Annotated in this window: 19 protein-coding genes; 8 read left to right on the top strand and 11 right to left on the bottom strand. The window is 31.1% G+C overall.

What is annotated here, in order from left to right:
- Genes WH52_RS07580 through WH52_RS07570 form a run of 3 tightly spaced genes read left to right on the top strand, consistent with a single transcriptional unit; the run spans position 1 to position 3863 of the window.
- Positions 1-1269 carry a glycosyltransferase family 4 protein gene (locus WH52_RS07580; RefSeq protein WP_086030351.1) on the top strand — a complete coding sequence of 423 codons (1269 nt, stop codon included), beginning with the start codon at positions 1-3 and terminating at the stop codon, positions 1267-1269.
- Between the two features lie 4 nt (positions 1270-1273).
- Positions 1274-2359 carry a non-hydrolyzing UDP-N-acetylglucosamine 2-epimerase gene (wecB, locus tag WH52_RS07575; protein WP_086030350.1) on the top strand — a complete coding sequence of 362 codons (1086 nt, stop codon included), beginning with the start codon at positions 1274-1276 and terminating at the stop codon, positions 2357-2359.
- 1 nt (position 2360) lies between these two features.
- Positions 2361-3863 (top strand): lipopolysaccharide biosynthesis protein, encoded by a 1503-nt coding sequence (locus tag WH52_RS07570; RefSeq protein ID WP_086030349.1) that lies wholly within the window; start codon positions 2361-2363, stop codon positions 3861-3863.
- 109 nt (positions 3864-3972) lie between these two features.
- Here the strand turns inward: WH52_RS07570 and WH52_RS07565 are convergent, their stop codons facing one another.
- The 10 genes from WH52_RS07565 to WH52_RS07520 form a co-directional block, all read right to left on the bottom strand.
- The gene (locus WH52_RS07565) at positions 3973-4548 is read right to left on the bottom strand and encodes a Crp/Fnr family transcriptional regulator (protein WP_086030348.1); all 576 of its coding nucleotides are present in this window, start codon (positions 4546-4548) and stop codon (positions 3973-3975) included.
- 219 nt (positions 4549-4767) lie between these two features.
- Complete coding sequence (locus WH52_RS07560) at positions 4768-5343, bottom strand: Crp/Fnr family transcriptional regulator (RefSeq protein ID WP_086030347.1); 576 nt, start codon at positions 5341-5343, stop codon at positions 4768-4770.
- 24 nt (positions 5344-5367) lie between these two features.
- Positions 5368-5985: a WbqC family protein gene (locus WH52_RS07555; RefSeq protein WP_086030346.1), complete on the bottom strand. Its 618-nt coding sequence runs from the start codon at positions 5983-5985 to the stop codon at positions 5368-5370.
- Positions 5985-7565 carry a signal peptidase I gene (gene lepB / locus WH52_RS07550; RefSeq protein ID WP_086030345.1) on the bottom strand — a complete coding sequence of 527 codons (1581 nt, stop codon included), beginning with the start codon at positions 7563-7565 and terminating at the stop codon, positions 5985-5987. Before lepB ends, WH52_RS07555 begins: the two co-directional genes overlap by 1 nt.
- 61 nt (positions 7566-7626) lie before the next feature.
- Positions 7627-8331: a 4-hydroxy-tetrahydrodipicolinate reductase gene (dapB, locus tag WH52_RS07545; RefSeq protein WP_086030344.1), complete on the bottom strand. Its 705-nt coding sequence runs from the start codon at positions 8329-8331 to the stop codon at positions 7627-7629.
- Between the two features lie 91 nt (positions 8332-8422).
- Positions 8423-8959 (bottom strand): DUF5683 domain-containing protein, encoded by a 537-nt coding sequence (locus tag WH52_RS07540; protein WP_233131533.1) that lies wholly within the window; start codon positions 8957-8959, stop codon positions 8423-8425.
- 44 nt (positions 8960-9003) lie between these two features.
- The gene (locus WH52_RS07535) at positions 9004-9891 is read right to left on the bottom strand and encodes a ParB/RepB/Spo0J family partition protein (protein ID WP_086030342.1); all 888 of its coding nucleotides are present in this window, start codon (positions 9889-9891) and stop codon (positions 9004-9006) included.
- Between the two features lie 5 nt (positions 9892-9896).
- Positions 9897-10661 (bottom strand): ParA family protein, encoded by a 765-nt coding sequence (locus WH52_RS07530; RefSeq protein ID WP_086030341.1) that lies wholly within the window; start codon positions 10659-10661, stop codon positions 9897-9899.
- A gap of 156 nt (positions 10662-10817) precedes the next feature.
- Entirely contained in the window at positions 10818-11936 is a 1119-nt protein-coding gene (gene dnaN / locus WH52_RS07525; RefSeq protein WP_086030340.1) for a DNA polymerase III subunit beta, read from the bottom strand.
- A gap of 82 nt (positions 11937-12018) precedes the next feature.
- On the bottom strand, positions 12019-12969 hold the full coding sequence (locus tag WH52_RS07520) for a lipid A deacylase LpxR family protein (RefSeq protein ID WP_086030339.1): 951 nt from the start codon (positions 12967-12969) through the stop codon (positions 12019-12021).
- Between the two features lie 83 nt (positions 12970-13052).
- Between WH52_RS07520 and ppk2 (WH52_RS07515) the strand changes: the two genes are divergently transcribed.
- Positions 13053-13913 (top strand): polyphosphate kinase 2, encoded by an 861-nt coding sequence (ppk2, locus tag WH52_RS07515; protein WP_086030338.1) that lies wholly within the window; start codon positions 13053-13055, stop codon positions 13911-13913.
- Between the two features lie 3 nt (positions 13914-13916).
- Complete coding sequence (ppk2, locus tag WH52_RS07510) at positions 13917-14705, top strand: polyphosphate kinase 2 (protein WP_086030337.1); 789 nt, start codon at positions 13917-13919, stop codon at positions 14703-14705.
- Positions 14706-14732: 27 nt separating this feature from the next.
- Here the strand turns inward: ppk2 (WH52_RS07510) and WH52_RS07505 are convergent, their stop codons facing one another.
- Positions 14733-15371: a low molecular weight phosphatase family protein gene (locus WH52_RS07505; protein WP_086030336.1), complete on the bottom strand. Its 639-nt coding sequence runs from the start codon at positions 15369-15371 to the stop codon at positions 14733-14735.
- 79 nt (positions 15372-15450) lie between these two features.
- Here WH52_RS07505 and WH52_RS07500 point away from each other — a divergent pair, with 79 nt between their 5' ends.
- The 3 genes from WH52_RS07500 to WH52_RS07490 form a co-directional block, all read left to right on the top strand.
- The gene (locus tag WH52_RS07500) at positions 15451-15996 is read left to right on the top strand and encodes a Smr/MutS family protein (protein ID WP_086030335.1); all 546 of its coding nucleotides are present in this window, start codon (positions 15451-15453) and stop codon (positions 15994-15996) included.
- A gap of 15 nt (positions 15997-16011) precedes the next feature.
- Positions 16012-17154 carry a cysteine desulfurase family protein gene (locus WH52_RS07495; protein WP_086030334.1) on the top strand — a complete coding sequence of 381 codons (1143 nt, stop codon included), beginning with the start codon at positions 16012-16014 and terminating at the stop codon, positions 17152-17154.
- Between the two features lie 333 nt (positions 17155-17487).
- Positions 17488-20361: VCBS domain-containing protein (locus WH52_RS07490; RefSeq protein WP_198938408.1), on the top strand; the 2874-nt coding region annotated here is incomplete at its 3' end.

Below are 20361 nucleotides of genomic sequence, written 5' to 3'. Positions count from 1 at the left end.
TTGAAGGTATTAATTATAACATATTATTGGGTTCCTGCAGGAGGTTCTGGTGTACAACGTTGGTTGAAATTTGTAAAGTATTTACGAGATTTTGATATAGAACCTGTAATATTTACAGTTGATAATCCTAATTATCCAATACTCGATGAATCTTTAAAAAATGATGTTCCAGATGGAGTGGAAGTAGTTAGAAATCCAATTTGGGAGCCTAACGATTTACTTTCAATTTTTAAAAATAAAGAGACCCAAACAAGTGCAGGTTTTTTAAATCCTAATCCAAGTTTTATTGGGAAAGTAATGCAATATATAAGAGCGAATTATTTTATACCAGATGCTCGTAAGTTTTGGATTCAACCTTCAGTAAAAAAAATAAAATCGTATGTAGCATCTCATCAAATAGATGCAATCATAACTACAGGACCACCGCATAGTTTGCATTTAATTGGATTACAGTTAAAAAAGGATTTGGGAGTTAAGTGGTTGGCAGATTTTAGAGACCCTTGGATAGATATAGATTATTTCCATCAGTTACCATTAACTAAAAAAGCAAAGAAAAAGCATTTTAAGTTAGAGCAAGCAGTATTAAAAATCGCTGATGCAGTTACAGTTGTTGGGAAAACAATGAAAGATAATTACCAATCGTTTTCTGAAAATATTCATGTAATTACTAATGGGTATGATACGAATTCAGAAGTAATTAAAGAAGAACTCGATAGAACATTTTCGATTACGCATATTGGAATGATGAATGCCGATAGAAATTCTGAAATGTTGTGGGAAACACTGGCTGAATTATCAAATGAAAATGACAATTTTAAAAAAGATTTAGAAGTTAAATTGATAGGGAAAGTGGCTGATGAAGCTTTAGAATCAATAAAAAAAGCCCAATTACATAATGTCACATTTATTGATTATGTACCGCATTCAGAAGTGAAAAAATATCAAAGAAAATCTCAAGTTTTGTTATTGTCGGTAAATAATGTTCCAAGTGCAAAAGGAATTATAACGGGTAAGATTTTTGAATATTTACAAGCAAAACGACCTATCTTAGCTATTGGACCAGAAGATGGAGATTTAGCTGAAATTTTATCACAAACAAACTCAGGAAGTATAGTTGATTTTTCTAATAAGGAGAAATTAAAATCAGTAATACTTCAATTATATACTGATTTTAAAGAAGGAAAATTAGAAGTAGATTCTAAGAATATTGAACAATATCACAGAAAAGAATTGACAAAAAAACTATCTACAGTATTAAAAAATATATAGCAGATTGAAAAAAATAGTTACCATATTAGGAGCAAGACCTCAGTTTGTAAAAGGAGCAGTTTTAAGTAGAGTTGTACTTGAACATAATGAAATAGAAGAGGTTATTATTCATACAGGTCAACATTTTGATAAGAACATGAGCGAGGTGTTTTTTAACGAGATGAAAATACCTAAGCCTAAATATAATTTAGATATTAATAATTTAGGTCATGGAGCTATGACTGGACAAATGTTAGAGAAAATTGAAGCTATTTTATTAGAAGAAAAACCAAACGCTGTAGTAATTTATGGTGATACAAATTCAACGATTGCTGGAGCTTTAGCAGCAAAAAAACTGCATATAAAAGTAGTACACATTGAAGCTGGTTTACGTTCTTTTAATATGAAAATGCCAGAAGAAGTAAACAGAATTTTAACCGATAGAATTTCTGATTTATTAAGTTGTCCTACTCAAGTAGCTGTAGATAATTTACAAAGAGAAGGTTTTGAAAATTTACCTATAGTTATAGAAAAACATGGTGATATCATGAAAGATGCTGTGGAGTTTTATAGTCATTTTTCTGAAGAAAAATCTTCAATTATTAAAGAATTAAAACTAGAAGAAAATGAATTTGTTTTAGCGACTATTCATAGGCAAGAAAATACTGATAGTAAAGAAAAGTTAGAAAGTGTATTTTTAGCTTTAGAGAAAATTCATACTGAAAAAGAAGTAGTTTTACCATTGCATCCAAGAACAAAAAAACTATTAGAACAATATAATATGCAACCTAATATAACTTTAATAAATCCAGTAGGATATTACGATATGTTAGAGTTGTTGAAGAACTGTAGTATGGTTGTAACTGACAGTGGTGGATTGCAAAAAGAAGCATTTTTCAATAAAAAACATTGTATTATAGCTCGTGAAGAAACAGAATGGATAGAGTTAGTAGAAAATGGTTTTGCAACGATTGTAGGCTCAAATACCGACGAAATTTGTCAAGCTTATTTTAATTACCTGAACAGTTCAGCAGATTTTAGTATTGAGTTATATGGTAATAATGTGGGAGAGAAAATTTATAAATCAATAACAAAATTAATTCAGGTATAAATTGGGAATCGTATTTAAACAGTCGTTTAAGAATACTCTTGTAATCTATTTAGGGTTTTTAATAGGAGGGATAAACACGTTGTTCCTATATACTCGTTTTTTAAAGTCAGATTATTATGGATTGGTTTCGTATGTGTTATCATCTTCAAATATCATAATGCCTTTAACTGCATTTGGAGTACAATATACAATCGTAAAATTCTTTTCAAGTTATTCAAATAAAGAGCAAAAGGATAAGTTTTTAAGTAGTATAATTTTCCTCCCTTTAATAATTGCGCTTCCATTAGGTTATTTCTGGGATTACTTTCAAGATAGAATAATAGCAAACTTTCCTAGTGAGAATAAGATTATAGAAAATTATACAATTTATATATATGTAATAACGATTTGCTGTGCCTATTTTGAAGTGTTTTATTCGTGGGCTAAAGTGCAGATGCAATCTGTTTTTGGTAATGTTTTAAAAGAGTTGTATAATAGAGTAGCAGTAATGATTTTATTATTTGCTGTTTTCTTAAATGTTATAACCAAACAAGAGTTTATTATTTATCTATCATATGCTTACATTCTTAGAGCTTTAATTATGATGCTATATGCTTTTAATTTATATAAACCTAAGTTTTCATTTTCGTTGCCAGATAATTACAAAGAGGTTTTAAATTATTCGTTTTATATAATTTTAGCAGGAAGTGCAAGTGCAATTATCTTAGATATTGATAAGGTAATGATACCTGGTAAAGAAGCTTTTAAAGCTGCAGCATATTATACTGTAGCAGTATTTATTGGTTCTTTTATTGAAGCTCCTAGTAGAGCAATGACCCAGATTTTACAACCGCTAACCTCTAAAACAATTAACGATAATAATTTTAAAGAAGTTGAAAATTTATATAAAAAGAGTTCAATTAATTTATTGTTGATAGGAGGGCTGTTTTTTGTATTAGTAAATACTAATGTTGTAGAGTTGTTTAAAATAATGCCAGAAAAAGGATATGCTGATGGAGTTTGGGTGGTTTTAATGATTTCATCAGCAAAATTAGTGTCTATGTTTTTAGGTAATAATCCGTCGATTATAGCCAATTCTAAGTTCTATAGAGTAGCATTACCTATAGGAGTAGGATCTGCTTTATCTGTATATTTATTAAATAAGTTATTTTATAATGAATTAGGTTTTGGTACAGATGGATTAGCATTATCAACCTTAATTACTTTTATGATTTTTGCATTATTCCGTTTGTGGTTCGTACAAAGCAAAATGAAAATTAATCCTTTTACTAATAAAACTTTTTTAATGGTTTTAGTAATAGGTGTTTTTTATGTTCTATTTAATTTTTGGAATTTTTCAGTAGGAGAATTGTATATCAAAGACATTGCTATTCATCCAATAATAAACATAGCGTTAAAGAGTGTGTTAATTGTTGTTAGTTACGTGTTTATTGTAGTAAAACTTAATATTTCACAACAATTCAACGGAGTAATTAAAAAGGTGTTAGGTAAGTTTAGGGCATAAAAAAAGACTTGCTTTTAAGGGGATACAAGTCTTTTAGAGGGCGAAATACTATAAGGGGAATATTTCGAGCGGTAAATATATGATGCTTTTTTAAAATTTCCAAAAAAAATTACAAATACATTTTTTTTCGTATTCTACTTAATTGAACAGGAGTGATGTTTAAATAAGAAGCAATATATTTTTGAGCTAGTATGTTATCTATATTAGGAATCTTTTCTCTTAACGCTGTATAACGTTCTGTCGCATTGAGTGTAGATATGTCTAAAATAATTTTTTCTGCTTTTAAAAAAGCGTCTTCTAATGTTTTTACGTAAAATAGAGCCAGTTCATGATGTTTTTCAGTAAGCTTTATTAATTCGTGAAAGTTTCCTCTATAGCCTGTAACTTTAGTTAATGTTTGATAGTTTAATTCAGAAGGAATGTTACGCATCATAGCTGATGTTGGTCCTGTAACATAGCCAGGTATAAATAAGGCCCTTGTGTTTTCTTTTCCGTCGTTATTTAGATAGTACGATCTTACAATCCCAGATTTTACAATAAAAAAATCTGTAGAATACTCCCCAGTTTTAGCTAGGTACGACATAGGAGGTAGCTCTGTGTATTCGACTAAATTTTCGAACACAGTAATGATCTCTTCAGGTAAATCTAAAAATTTACCTATGAAGAGACGTATGTCATTATTCATAATTAATAGGTTGTTCTCATAACGAATTTAACTATTAATTAAGATATAAACAATGTTAAAGTTTCAATTAATGTTTTATTAATGCAAAAGGCAGGCTAAAACAAGTGTTAAACCTGCCTCTAAACAACACTTTTACAAGTGTTTTGAGAAAAACCTATTAATTATTGCAAATTTAAAGGCTGTATAGGTGTAACGCATTAACATATGTTAATATGTGTCTTAGTTTAAAAGTAAGTTCTTTTTAATTCTACTTAACTGTACAGGGCTAATGTTTAAATAAGAAGCAATATGATATTGATTGATTAAGTTATCTATCTTAGGAAAACGTTCTTTTAGTTTTTTGTATCTGTCAGTGGCATTTAACATAGATAATTCTAAGATTTTAGACTCTTCTCTTATATATATACTTTGCAAAATTTTATAATGAAAAATTGTAATATCGTGATGTTTTTGAGATAGTTCTAAAAAAGAATAGTAATCACCTTCAAATATTTTACAATCTGTTAAGCATTCGTAAATAAGTGTTGAAGGAGTTTTTTGTATTAAAGCACTTAAATTACCAGAAGTCATAATGGGAGTATAAATAGTCTTTGTGTGTTCTTTTCCTTCTATATCTGTAAAAAAAGATCTAATAACACCCTCAAATAAAATATAAAATTTATTAGGAGTTTGCTCTAGTTTAACAACATGTTCTCCTTTTTTGTATTCATTTATTTGAACAAGCTCTTGAAGTTTATTTAAAGAGTTAGCGGTAACAGGATAAATGTCACGTACAAAAGTTTTAAAAAGTTCCATTTTAGAGTGTAGGTAAAGTTGAGTCTATCTCAAATTTACATTAATTTTCTCTAAAAAGCTAACTGTATTTGGTCCTTCCATAAAAAGTAAATCTAAAATAGATAGGTTTGGAATAAAACCAAATTTGTCATCAAACATTTGGATGTAGTTGTCCATATCAATTTCAACTCCTTTTTTAGCGATGGCTAAACTTCTGTAGTCATTATCAATATCCATTATGTATTCTGATGTCTTTTTAAATTTTTGAGAAAGTTCTAAAGCATCAGTAATAAATAAAAAAGTATCAATATTTACATCTTGAAGATACTTGTATTTTTTGTTGAAAATAGATTGCAAATCATCTTCGTAAAATTCAAAGAAAGGAGAAGCTCTATAAGCACTTTGTAAGGATTTATAATGTTGTTGTTGCCAAGGGAAATCATTTTCTACTAAAGTGTCTTTTGACTTCTTTCTCCCTTCCGTAGTTTGATGCTTAATAGGAATGTTTAACGATAGTTTTCCATTAGCACCGTAAATATAACAACGATTTCTATAGGTTTGTTTTTGAAAGTTATCTTCTACTTCAAAAACAACTTCATTCTCTTTGAAAATAGCTGCATATTGAGCAATGGGGGAAAAGTAGGTAGGTATAAAAATTGCCATTATTTTTTCTCTTTACCTTTTCTAAAACTATAAATTGTATAACCGAATATTAATAAAATGACTACCCATAAATAAGAAACTGGTTTTCCAGAACCGTGAACAGTAGTAAACATTCTATCCCAACGAATAGACTGTAGTTTAGCTAAAAAATTCGGTGCATCTGCATCCCAACTTAGCCAAATCATAACAGGTTTACCTACAACATGATCAAAAGGAACATAACCCCAGTTACGAGCATCTAAAGAGCGTTGACGGTTATCACCCATCATCCAATAATAATCTTGCTTAAAAGTATATGTGTCGGTCTTTTTTCCGTTGATATAAATATCGTCTCCAACGAATTCTAAATCATTTCCTTCATATCTACGAATAATTTGCTCATAAAAAGGAATTGTTTTAGCATTTAACTCAACTGTAGCTCCTTTTTTAGGAATGTAAATAGGGCCAAAGTTATCGTTAGACCAAGCATATCTTGGATCGTGTGGAAAAACAGATTGGTCGTAAGTTCCTTTTGGTTGAATTTGCTTTTCAATACTTTTAACAATCGGATTGTTCTTCATATCAGCAGCTTCTTCATCAGTAAGGTTTAATAAGTAAGTTCCATTTTTTCTTATAAACCCTTCTCTTATATTATAGCGCTGTATTGCTCCTCTAGAAAACTTTTCACCATCAGTATCCACTAAAAAGTGCCATTGTGGTTTAGCTCTGTCTGGTAAAACAGTTCTCTTTCCGTTTATATAAACATAACCATCTCTAACCTCTAAACTATCTCCTGGTATACCTACGCAACGTTTTACGTAGTTTGTACGCTTGTCTATTGGTTTGTAGGTTGCTTTTCCAGATTTGTCACCCCACATTAAGTTTAAGGTGTCTGATGGCCAACTGAATACTACAATTTCGTTTCTTTTAATTTTTTGAAGTCCAGGTAATCTTAAATACGGAAGTGATAATTTATTTAACAATCCGTTTTTATTTTTATCATCAGAAAGGAATGATTTAACTCCTAAACCAGGAATAGTATCATGAGCCATTGGTGTAGAAACGGTTGTCATTGGTACACGAGCTCCGTAGTGAAACTTACTAACAAATAAGAAATCTCCTACCCATAATGTTTTTTCTAAAGACGAGGTAGGTATTGTGTAAGGTTGCATAAAATAAGTATGCACTAAAGTTGCAGCGATAACTGCAAATGCAATAGAGCTCACCCATTCTCCTAAAGCTGTTCTTGGTTGTAAGCTACGGTCTTCAATATATTTTGCATCAGTAGCATAGTTTATATAATAAATATATAAACCAAGAGTAAATATAGCTAAGAGCGTATCTTTTCTTTGATTAAAACCGAAACTTCTACAGGTTTCTATCCAAATTATTGGAAACATTAGTTGGTTTACTATTGGAATAAATAATAAAATAACCCACCATTTTGGGCGATTTATTATTTGCATTAATACAATAGCATTATAAACAGGTATGGCTGCTTCCCAAGCTTTTCTTCCTGCTTTTATATATAATTTCCAAGTACCTAAAAAGTGAATTACTTGTAGTAGTAGAAAAACTAAAAACCATTCGGTAAATGTCATAATTCCTATATTTTATTCTTTTGAGAGTATTAGTGTCTTAAATATTATTTTGTTACGTGTTTTAACCTATGTTTAACACATCTTTCATCGTAAAAACTCCAGTTTTTCCAACTAGCCATTCGGCAGCAACAACTGCACCTAGTGCAAATCCTTTTCGGTTATGAGCTGTATGTTTAATTTCAATAGAATCTATTTCTGAATCGTAAGATATTGTATGAGTTCCAGGAACTTCTGGAGTTCTTACAGCTGTAATAGGAACGGCATTATCTTTCGTTTCGGGTAGTAAACTCCACTCGTTTATTTCTTTTGAATTCTCAATAATTCCTTCGGCTAAAGTAATGGCAGTACCACTTGGAGCATCTAATTTTTTTATATGATGAATTTCTTCGATAGAAACATTGTATTCCTCAAGTGTATCCATCATTTTTGCTAATTGATTGTTTAGCTCAAAAAAGATATTGACTCCTAAACTGAAGTTAGAAGCGTAAATAAAAGCTCCATTTTTTTGATTGCAAAGTGAAACAATGTCGTTGTATTTATCTAACCAACCTGTGGTTCCTGAAATTACAGGGATGTTGTTGTTAATACAATTACTAATATTTTTATACGCCGATAAAGGGATGCTAAAATCAATTGCTACATCTGCTTCAGTAATATCATAAGTTTCTTTGCCGGAAGATTTTATTACAATTTCATGACCTCTTTGTAAAGCAATTTTTTCAATTTCTTTACCCATTCTTCCGTAACCAAGTAAGGCTATTTTCATGTGTTTATAATTTTATTTTTTTAAATGATACACATGTAACTCGCTTATTTTGATTCCACTGTGTGAAAAAAACTTCGGATGCTCGTTTCATTTAAAAAGAATATTTTAATCTAAATCCTACTTTTGGAGCTTCTACCAGCATAGGGTCTGGAGTAACTGTAGGGCTTATAGAAAGATTATCATTGGTCTCAAATTGTAAAAGATGTGCTCTAACACTTGCTTCAACAATTTGTAAAACGTAGACGACTACTGCTCCTAATAATGATAAATCTCTGTTTTTTCGTAGTACTTTTTGAGCGTTTTCTAAACCAGCAGTGGATATGTTCGGATTTCCATTTAAACCATTAAATTCATCGGGTAATCCTTGACTTCTTAATTTGAAAGCAGTTCTATATCTGTCGTATTGGTTATCATTATCAATGTATTGGTAAGTAAAAAATACAAGTCCACCATAAATAGCAGGAAGTTGCCACCAATAACGATTGTTGTAAATTTGACCAGCTCCAGGTAAAATAGCCGAATAAAATGCTGCTTTCGAAGGAGACAACGGATTGTATTCTGGAACTATTTGTAACTGTTTAGCTTTAATACGAGTACTGTCTTTTTGAGCAAAACTTAGTTGACACAAAAAGACAGCAGTTATTATTAATATGTTTCGTAAAGTATGCAATATTACTTTAGTAAATTTTTAATACGGTTAAAATCTTCTTCAGAAGTAAAAGAGATAGATATTTTTCCTTTCCCTCTATTATTTACAGTAACGTCTACTTTGTTACCAAAGTATTCACTCATTCCTTTAACACTTTCAGAAATGTATTTAGGTAACGCTTTTTTCTTAGCTGTTTTAGTTACTGTACCAGCTTTTAAGTTTTTAACTAACTCTTCTGTTTGACGAACCGATAACTTATCTCTTAGTATTTTTTCGTAAATGTTTAATTGATCGATTGTGCTATCTACATTGATTAAAGCACGACCATGTCCCATAGAAATAAACCCATCTCTCATTCCTGTTTGAATGATTGGATCTAATTTTAATAAACGTAAATAGTTGGTGATTGTTGATCTTTTTTTACCAACACGAATACTCATTTCTTCTTGAGTAAGGTTAATTTCGTCAATTAAACGTTGGTATGAAAGAGCAACTTCAATAGGATCTAAGTTCTTACGTTGAATGTTTTCAACAATAGCCATTTCAAGCATTTCTTGATCGTTAGCTAAACGAATATATGCAGGAATAGTTTTGTTTCCTATTAATTTTGAAGCTCTAAAACGGCGTTCACCAGATACTAATTGAAATTTGTTACTCTCTAACTTTCGAACGGTTATTGGCTGAATAACACCAAGTTCTTTAATAGAGCTTGCTAATTCGCGTAATGCTTCTTCATCAAAATAAGTTCTTGGTTGAAAAGGATTTACGTCAATAGAGTCAATACTGATTTCAACAATATTACCTACTAATTTATCAGCATTTTTATCTTCTGCAGAATTTACATCAGCAGTTTCTTTTAATAATGCAGATAATCCTCTACCTAAAGCTTGTTTTTTAGTTGCTTTTGCCATTAAAATTACGCGTTTTTATTTAAGATTTCGTTCGCCAAATTTAAGTAATTTACCGCACCTTTACTGGTAGCATCGTAAGAAATTATACTTTCACCGTAACTTGGTGCTTCACTTAAACGAATGTTTCTGTGTACAACGGTTTCAAAAACCATAGAGCTAAAGTGTTTTCTAACTTCTTCAACTACTTGGTTAGATAGTCGTAAACGAGCATCGAACATGGTTAACAATAATCCTTCAATCTCTAAACTTTGATTGTGAATTTTCTGAACACTTTTAATTGTGTTTAATAATTTACCTAATCCTTCTAAAGCAAAATATTCACATTGAATTGGAATAATAACCGAATCTGCTGCCACAAGGGAGTTTAATGTAATTAATCCTAAAGAAGGCGCACAGTCAATTAAAATATAGTCATACTCATCTTTTACTTCTTGTAAAGCATTTTTAAGCATGTATTCTCTTTGTTGTTTATCTACCAATTCTATTTCGATGGCAACTAAATCAATATGGGCGGGGATTAAATCTACATTGGGTGAATCGGTTTTTAAAATTGCATCTTTAGGGGATATGGTGTGTTCTAAAACCTGATATGTACCTAATTCAATACTTTCAACATCTAAGCCTAAGCCAGAAGTGGCGTTGGCCTGTGGGTCTGCATCAATTAATAATACTTTTTTTTCTAGAACACCAAGAGAAGCAGCTAAATTTACCGTAGTAGTAGTTTTACCTACACCTCCTTTTTGATTTGCAATTGCAATAATTCTACCCATTATTTTTATAAAGTTTGAAAGAGGTAAATTTACAATTATTTATGGTTTATGAAAGTGAAAGATGTTAACAAAATTCTTAATATTTGATTATCAGTTAAAAAGAAAAAACCACAACGCAAAGTTGTGGTTTTTGATCATATATTTTAGAGAAAAATGTTAGCTGTTTAACATTACTGGCATAACTAGCATTGTAACATGTTCTCCTTCTTCAGTACCATCAATTGGGGTTAAAATACCTGCTCTGTTAGGTAAGCTCATTTCTAATTGTACATCGTTAGCACTTAAATTGTTTAACATTTCACTTAAAAAACGAGAGTTAAACCCAATTTGCATATCATCTCCTTGGTAATCGCAACTTAAACGTTCGTCTGCTTTATTTGCGTAATCTAAATCTTCAGCAGAAATATTTAATTCTGTTCCTGCCATTTTTAAACGAATTTGATGTGTTGTTTTACTAGAGAAAATAGAAACACGTTTAACAGAGTTTAAGAAAGAAGCTCTATCTACTGTTAATTTGTTTGGATTTTCCTTTGGAATAACCGCTTCGTAATTCGGGTATTTTCCATCGATTAAACGACATACTAAGACAACGTTATCAAAAGTAAATTTTGCATTTGTATCGTTATATTCAATCGTTACATTTTCTTCAGAACCAGATAAAATTCCTTTTAATAGATTTAAAGGTTTTTTAGGCATGATGAATTCTGCAGATTTTTCAGCAGTCACATCGGTTCTTGTATATTTTACTAATTTATGAGCATCTGTAGCAACAAAAGTCAATTCTTTAGAGTTGAATTGAAAGAAAACTCCACTCATTACTGGTCGTAAATCATCATTTCCTGCTGCAAAAATAGTTTTTGAAATAGCAGTTGCTAAGATGTGAGAAGGAACTTCTGTGCTGCTTGGTGAAGGTAACTCAACAGCTTTAGGGAATTCTTCTCCACTAAAATATGCCATATCATACTTTCCTTGCTCAGAAATAATTTCAATAGTGCTATCACTTTCTGTTTTGAAAGTTAAAGGTTGATCAGGAAATGTCTTTAAAGTATCTAGTAATAATCGAGCATTAATAGCTATAGAGCTTGTGTCTGTGCTTTCAACTTCAACCACAGCACTCATGGTTGTTTCTAAGTCTGAAGCAGAAACTTTTAGTTGATTTTCAGATAATTCAAATAAAAAATTGTCTAAGATTGGTAATGTATTATTACTATTAATAACTCCTCCTAAAACTTGTAGTTGCTTTAATAACTGAGAGCTAGATACAATAAATTTCATTTATGATTCTTTCTTTTTGTTGGATTTACAAATATATCTTAATTTAACGATTATTAAAATAAATTTAGTAATACTTTTTGTGTTAGTTAAATTGATAGTTTAAGATAATGGTTCCGTAAAAATTTGTGTTAGGAACTCGAAGGCTTTTTAGTTTTTTAGTATGTAGGTTAACGATGTATCCAAAATTAAAACGATTACTAGTAAAACGTATGCCAAATTGTGTAGTGAATTTAATAGGTTTTACATCGTAAGTAATCATGCTGTTATCGTTTAAAAAACTTCCTTGTATGGTTGCATCGTACAACACATAATGTATCATAGGGTTTACGAAAAAAAACACTTCAGCCTCATTATTATAGTTAGTGTTTTTGTTGTTTAAATTACTGTTAAAAGCAATTGAATTTACTATCTTTTGCAAGGGTTTAAATCCTATTCTTGTGTAAAGTCCAGTTGAAATATCGGTAAAAACTGTTCCTAGTCTAAAGTTGTTATTCCAAGTAATATCAAATGTATTTTTTGTATCAGCAAAAAGTGTTTTTTTATAATTTGAGTTTAAGTTAAAGGCAAAGGCATTTGCTATTTGGTATTTCCATCCAATAGCCTTTTTAAAACCATAAATATCATGGATTAAATCTTGCAACTCCCAACCTAAAGCTGATGGTCCTATAACTCCAATTTGAGCTGAAATTTTAAGAGCGGAATTATTTGAGTAAAAATTATGAAAACCAAAACTTCCGTATAAATATGCCGCAAAAGGGCGGTCGTGATCAGTCTTTTGATCTACGGTAGCCTTATGAGGTGTATACATTTTGTGACCTATTTGAAACTCGAAAATTTTCTTTTCAATAGTTGAATTATCGTTATTTGCTAAATAACGATAAGAAAAAAACATTCCGTTTGTGTAATATCTATCTTGATAAGTAGAAGTATACAAGTCGTTATCGTTGTAAAAACTAAATTCTTTAGCATATTTCCTTTGAGCAATTACAGGTAAGGAAATGAAAAACAATAGGGTATATAAAAACTTTTTCACGGTGTCAAATATAACTTTTATAAGTGTTAAAATATTTTTTTTAACATAATAATCATTACTTTAGTCAACTATATTGGTTCGGAATGAAAGATAAAATAGAATTAACTGCCGAAGACTTCAAATCTGTTCAAAATAATAAAGAATTAATAGCTTTGATAAAGGAAAAAAACATTCCTTTTACCAAAGTTGAAAAGTCTTTGTTGTATGAAGAAGAGTTAAGAAATTTACAAATTGAACTCGTTAAATTACAACAATGGATTGCTAAAACTAATAAACGAGTTGCTGTGATTTTTGAAGGTAGAGATGCTGCAGGAAAAGGAGGGAATATTCGTAGATTTATGGAGCATTTAAACCCTCGTTCTACAAGGTTGGTCGCTTTAAATAAACCTACTGAGGTTGAAAAAGGGCAATGGTATTTTCAGCGTTATATAAAAGAGTTGCCTAATCCGGGTGAGATTGTTTTTTTTGATAGAAGTTGGTATAATAGGGCGGTTGTTGAACCTGTAATGGGGTTTTGTACAGAGGCGCAATACAAAAAATTTTTAGTACAGGTACCTGAGTTTGAACATATGCTGTATGAAGACGGGGTAGTTGTGATAAAGTTCTGGTTGTCTATTACTAAAGATGAGCAATTAAAAAGATTTGATGCTAGAAATGATAATCCATTAAAGCGATGGAAATTTAGTCCGGTAGATAAAAAAGGGCAAGAGCTTTGGGATAAATACACGTATTATAAAGACGAAATGTTTAGTAAAACTCATACGACATATTGTCCTTGGATGATTATAAAAACAAACGATAAGAAGACGGCTAGGTTAGAGGCAATTCGTTATGTACTGTCACAATTTAGTTACGACGGAAAAGAAGAGGCTAAAACAATATTAAGTCCAGATCCTAATGTAGTAATGAGGTATTATAGATCGGTAAATGAATTTATAGATTAAGCTATGGAAGAAAAAGAGTTAACAGTTTCTGATGTAAAGAAATTAAATTCTAATAAAGGGTTAAAAGCTATTCTTTCTCGTAAAACATTAAATTATGAGAGGGCTATTCGTTATGTAGATTATGAGCGTAAGCTTAAGAAGTTGCAAGTAGAGATTATTCGAATGCAAACTTGGGCTATTGAAAATAATGAGCGAATAATAGTATTGTTTGAAGGTAGAGATGCCGCAGGAAAAGGTGGGGCAATTCGTAGAATTACTGAGCGAATAAATCCACGTCATATGCGAATTGTAGCGTTACCTAAACCAACCGAAGACCAAAGAACTCAATGGTATTTTCAGCGTTATGTAGAGCAATTTCCTAAAGCTGGTGAAATTGTGTTTTTTAACAGAAGTTGGTATAACAGGGCGGTTGTAGAACCTGTAAATGGTTTTTGTACTCAAAAAGAATATGAGGTTTTTATGAATCAAGTAAATGATTTTGAAAGAATGATTTTAGAGTCAGGTATTCGCTTGGTTAAAATTTATATGTCAATTACAAAAAGAGAACAAGCAAAACGTTTTTTAGATATTAAAAACAATCCGTTAAAACAATGGAAAATGACTCCTGTAGATGAAAGAGCACAAGAGTTGTGGGATGATTACACGGAGTACAAAAAAGCTATGTTTTCTAAAACAAATACTAAGATAGCTCCTTGGCGAGTTATTCGAGGGAATAGGAAAACAGTAGCAAGAATAACAGCTATTAATTATTTGTTGAAGAACATTCCTTATGATAAAGATACTGAGGTGTAAAAAAAGCTTCACATTTGTGAAGCTTTTTTATTCGTTTAACTGTCTTTTAACTTCTTCAAAAATTATAAAAATCTCGCCAGCAATATCTTGATTAGTTTTAAGATAGGTTTCTGAAGTTAAATCTGTATTGTCAGAAAATTTTGGGTCTGTAAAAGGTAGATGAAAACGCTCTAAAGCATCTGGTATAAAAGGACAGTTTTCATCAGCACTGTCACAAGTGGTAATTGCTATGTATGGGAAACTATTATGGGGGTCGTCAAAAGTTTTTGAGTAGCCTATAATAGACTTTTTAGTGTCTTTAAAAGAGATTAAGTACTTAGGGTTTTGATGAGAGAAATCAACAACATTAAAGTTAAAGCCAACTTCTTGTAGTGTTCTAACAGTGTTTCTGTGAAAAGCTGTGACTTCTGTTCCTCCAGAAAAAGAAAAAATATTTCCTAAATTAAAATATTCAATAGCAAAAAAACTCCAAACTTGTGCTATTTGGCTTCTTCTTGAGTTATGTGTGCAAATAAAATTTAGACTTAATTTTTCACGGTCTTTAAACTCATCAACAATACTATCAGCAATATCTAGTAACAAATCTTTTCTGTCGCCAGAGATAGAAGTACTTTCTTTAGCTTCTGTAAAAAAAGTAGTTGTGTTTAGATTTTTAATTTTAGTCATTTAATTACCTGCGCTTAAAATTTTACTTTTGCAAAAGTAAGGTGTAAAGCCTTTTTTGATAATTAAGTAAAAGTTAAGAATGCGTTTAGAAATTGGTAATAAAGTAGCTGTTTTAGATGATGTGATTAAAGGATATGTAATAAAAATAGAAAAAGAAACAGTTTTTATTAAAGATGAAGAAGGGATGGAGTATCGGTTTTTGGCTTCTGAATTGGTGAAATTAGAGGAGGAGCAATCTGAATTGTCGAAATATTCTGACATTAATAATAAGATGTTAAGAGAAAAGGTTTTTGAAGTAAAGAAGAAAAAAACACCTTTTGTAAAACAAAAAAATGAAGTAGTTATGGAGGTTGATTTACACGCAGAAAAATTAGTGAAATCAACTAGAGGAATGGATAATTATGATATTTTAACATTGCAAATAGATGCAGCTAAAGCTAAATTAGAATATTGTATCCGAAAAAAGATTTCTAAAATTGTGTTTATTCATGGGGTTGGTGAAGGAGTGTTAAAAACTGAGTTGCATTTTATGTTGAACAATTATCCTGTTAAATATTATGATGCATCGTATCAAAAATATGGTTTAGGGGCTACAGAAGTTTATATTTATCAAAACGCTATTTAATAGTATTTTTACAAAATGAATTCCATTTATTTAGATAATGCAGCAACAACACCTATGCTGCCAGAAGTAATTGAGGTGATGCAAAAATCGATGCAAGAAAATTTCGGTAATCCTTCTTCTACGCATAAATTTGGTCGTAAGGCAAAAGCGGCAGTTGAAACAGCAAGAAAAAATATAGCTAAACACTTTAATATTACGGCTTCAGAAATCATTTTTACAGCTGGCGGAACGGAAGCTGATAATTTAATTTTGCATAATGCAGTTACAGGTTTGGGAGTAAAAACAATAATCACTTCTCGAATAGAACATCATGCTGTTTTGCATACAGTACAGTTTTTAGAAAAAGAGTATAATATAAAGGTGTTGTATGTAGATGTTGATTATAGAGGTGGGATTGTATTAGAGGATTTGGAAAATAAACTAGCTCAAGAAACTGATAAGGTTTTGGTGAGTTTAATGTGGGTGAATAATGAAATAGGAAATTTACTGTCTATTGAAAGAGTTTCTGAATTATGTAAAAAGCATAATGCATTGTTTCATTCAGATACTGTTCAGGGGATCGGACATTATAATTTAGATTTACAAAAAATCCCTGTAGATTTTATTGCGGCAAGTGCTCATAAATTTCATGGTCCAAAAGGAGTTGGATTTGCTATAGTAAAAAAGGAATATCCAGTTAAGCCAATGTTTCATGGTGGAGCTCAGGAAAAAGGTGCTCGGTCTAGTACCGAAAATGTGCATGCTATTTTAGGTATGGAAAAAGCATTGTCTATTGCTTATCAAAATTTAGAAAAAGACACCATATATATTAAGGATGTAAAAAAGTATTTGTTAGATAGTTTTAAGGAAATTTCAAACGAAATAGCTTTTAATGGTTGTTCTGATGATTTAGAAAAAAGTAGTTATACAATTTTAAATGTACGTTTTCCTGTTGAGGATAAAATGTTGTTGTTTAATTTAGATTTACAAGGAATTTCGGTTTCTGGTGGAAGTGCTTGTCAAAGTGGTAGTTCAAAAGGGTCTCATGTGTTACAGTCTTTTTTAAATGATGATGAAGCTAAAAAATCTTCTGTTCGTTTTTCGTTTAGTGTTCTAACCTCAAAAAAAGAAGTAGAAATTGTGGTTGAAAAGTTAAAAACGTATTTTAAACGGTTTTAAGAAGTGTTTTTTTGTTTGTTGGGTGGTTGTGGGTGTTTTTTTTGTTTTTTTTCTTAAAAACTGTTAAAATAGTATTTTTGTATAGCTTTTTTTTATTTTAGATTTAATTTTAATATTTTTTTGTTATCATTAAAAAAAACGTGACTAAATCATTAAAAAATACCTCTAACTATTTGAAAAGTAGCAATAAAGTATATCTTTGCAGTACCCGAATTATATAGTAAGCCCCCCAAAATTTATGTTAGTAAGTACTAACGTTAATTTTGTGGGTTTTTTTATGCCCAAATTTTATAGTTAGTTAAATAAAATAGTATAGAACACAACGTTGTATATATGGAGAATTATTACCCTCAATCTAGAAAAAAAACTATTGTTTTTAATAAGACTTTAATTGTTTTTTTTATTCTTTCTTTTCTGTCTATAGTTAGTTTTTACGGTCAAACTACATACATAGATAATTTTAATTCAATTTCATATTCAAATAATAATGGTAATCAAAATTTTGCCTCTGATTGGATAGAAGATAATGATGATGATGATCCTGCTAATGGTAGAATCCAGGTGAGGAGTAATGGAAGGCTTAGGTTTCAGAATATAGATGATAGAAGTATTTTTAGATACCTTGATTTAAGCGGGGTTACACCTGGAAGTACTGTGACTTTAACATTAGATTATTATGCGACTAATAGAGGGGGTGAAGGATTGTATATTCTTTTGTATAATAATGATACATCAAACTATGATATAGTAGGGACAATTAATACGAATACAAACTCATCAATTAATCATCCGTTAACTTCGGGGCAAATATCGGCTAATTCTGAAATTTGGATTGTTGGGACAGATAATTCTTGGGGTGGTAGTGATAGAATATTTATAGATAATGTAACATTTACAGTTGTGCCGCCTGTAATCGTTTACGATGAAACTAATAGTGTTTTAGCTAATAATACAGGCGCGATTTCTGGTAATGTGTTAACTGACGGGACTCCAGATGCTGGGACAGGGTTATTTGTTTCAGAAGTAGATGTTTATCCTGCTATGGTTGGCAATACTTATACAACTTTATATGGTAGTGTAACTATACAATCTAATGGTAGTTATACATATAATGTAGATGAGAATAATCCAGCAGTTTATGGTTTAAAAGCAGGAGCCTCCTTAGATGATGTTATTTCTTATACAGTTGAAGATGTTGATGGATATACAGATTATGGGATTTTAACCATAACAATTAATGGGGTTAATGACTTGCCAGATGCAGTAAATAATACAGATAGTATTACTGCTTTTACAGAAGTAGATACTACAGGGAATTTAATAACAGATGATACTGGAGATGGTCAAGATATTATTGATAGAGGGGTATCAGAGTTGGTTTGGGAAAGTCAATATGCAGATAATTCAAATGTAAATGGAACTAGTCTGACTATAGATGGGGTTGGCATCACTTTATCATCAAATGACCCAGATGGTTTAGGTAGTTCTTCTAATCATCAAGTTTCTTATTTAGCTAATGGAGGGCATACTGGATATTTAAGACTTACAGCAGATGGAACTACTACAAGTTCTCAAGATCATACTATTACCATTGATTTTGATCAAGCTGTTTATAACCTTGGTTTTTTAATTACAGATTTAGATTATTCTCAAGGTAATACCTGGCAAGATCAAGTTACAGTTGAAGGAAGTTTAAACGGTACGCCAGTAAGTTTTAATTTTACAACTACCGGCGGAGTAACTCAAGTAGGTGCCAATACTTTTTATGGTACGGGAGTAGCTATTCCAGAGGATGCTACTGGGAATTTAAATGTGTTTTTTGACCAGCCTATAGATGAATTAAAAATAAGTTATAACTACGGACCGAATGTTACAGCTTCTGATCCAAGTCCGCAAATAGCAGGAGTATCTGATATTTATTGGCAAAATAATGTTGTAACTACTTTGTTAACAGAGATAGATGGAAGTGCAGCAAATCTTGGAGTATCCTATGCTGGTACATACGGGAGTATTATTGCGCAAGCAGATGGAAGTTACATTTATACACCAGATACAAGTAACCCAGCAGTAATTAATTTATTAGTAGGTCAAACATTAACTGAAACTTTTCAATACACTTTATCAGATGGTTCGGCTTCAGATACAGCAAACTTAATAATAACAATTAATGGTTCTGCTGTTGACTCAGATGGAGACTCATATGTAGACCGTGTCGATTTAGACGATGATAATGATGGGATTTTAGATACTGTTGAATGTACTGGTACATTAAATGTAGCTGAATCAGGAACAGCTACACAAAGTTCAATAGATTATGGGGGAGTGCCTGAAAGAGCAATAGATGGTACAACTAATGGGAATTATTTTGGTTCACCACAATCAACTACCCATACAAACACAGAAGATAACCCTTGGTGGCAAGTTGACTTAGGATCGGAAGAAGCCATTACGCAAATAGTAGTATGGAATAGAACAGATTGTTGTACTACAAGATTAAATAACTTTATATTAGAAATATTAGATAGTTCATCAACCGTAATATATACTTATAACCATTCAGGCTCAGTAAGCGGTTCTACTACAGTGAATTTATCTTCATTTATAACGGGGCAATTTGTAAGAATTCGTTTAGAAGGAACTGGTAGAATATTATCATTAGCAGAAGTTCAGGTATTTGCTTGTGAAAATACAGATGGAGATACCTTACCTAATTATTTAGATACAGATTCAGATGGAGATGGTTGTTATGATGCGGTTGAAGGAAGTGAAAACGTAGATCAAAACGATTTAATATCTTCTGGGACACACGTAGGTAGAATTGATATCGGAGCCAATGGAGGAGTTGATGCCAATGGGGTTCCTAATTTAGTAAATACTGGAGGAGCAGCTGATAATGGAAATAATACTCAAGGACAAGGAGTTGGAACTAGTGCTACAGTTAATACTGAAGCAGTACCAAATTTAACAATAACGAACCCTGTAGCGGCGTGTGGAGCAGTAGATATCACTGCAGCAGCTGTTACAGTAGGAAGTACACCTTCTGGAGGTGCATTTACATATTGGACAGATGCAACAGCAACAAATACATTAGCTACTCCAAGTGCAATTACTACAAGTGGGACTTATTATATCAAGTTAGAATCTGTAACAGGGTGTTATGATATTAAGCCTGTTACGGTAACGATAACAGAGAACACAGCAATAGCA

The organism is Tenacibaculum holothuriorum, assembly GCF_002120225.1.
Lineage (GTDB): Bacteria > Bacteroidota > Bacteroidia > Flavobacteriales > Flavobacteriaceae > Polaribacter > Polaribacter holothuriorum.
The sequence above is the reverse complement of the archived record's forward strand: the minus strand, read 5'-3'. Positions and strand labels throughout refer to the sequence as shown.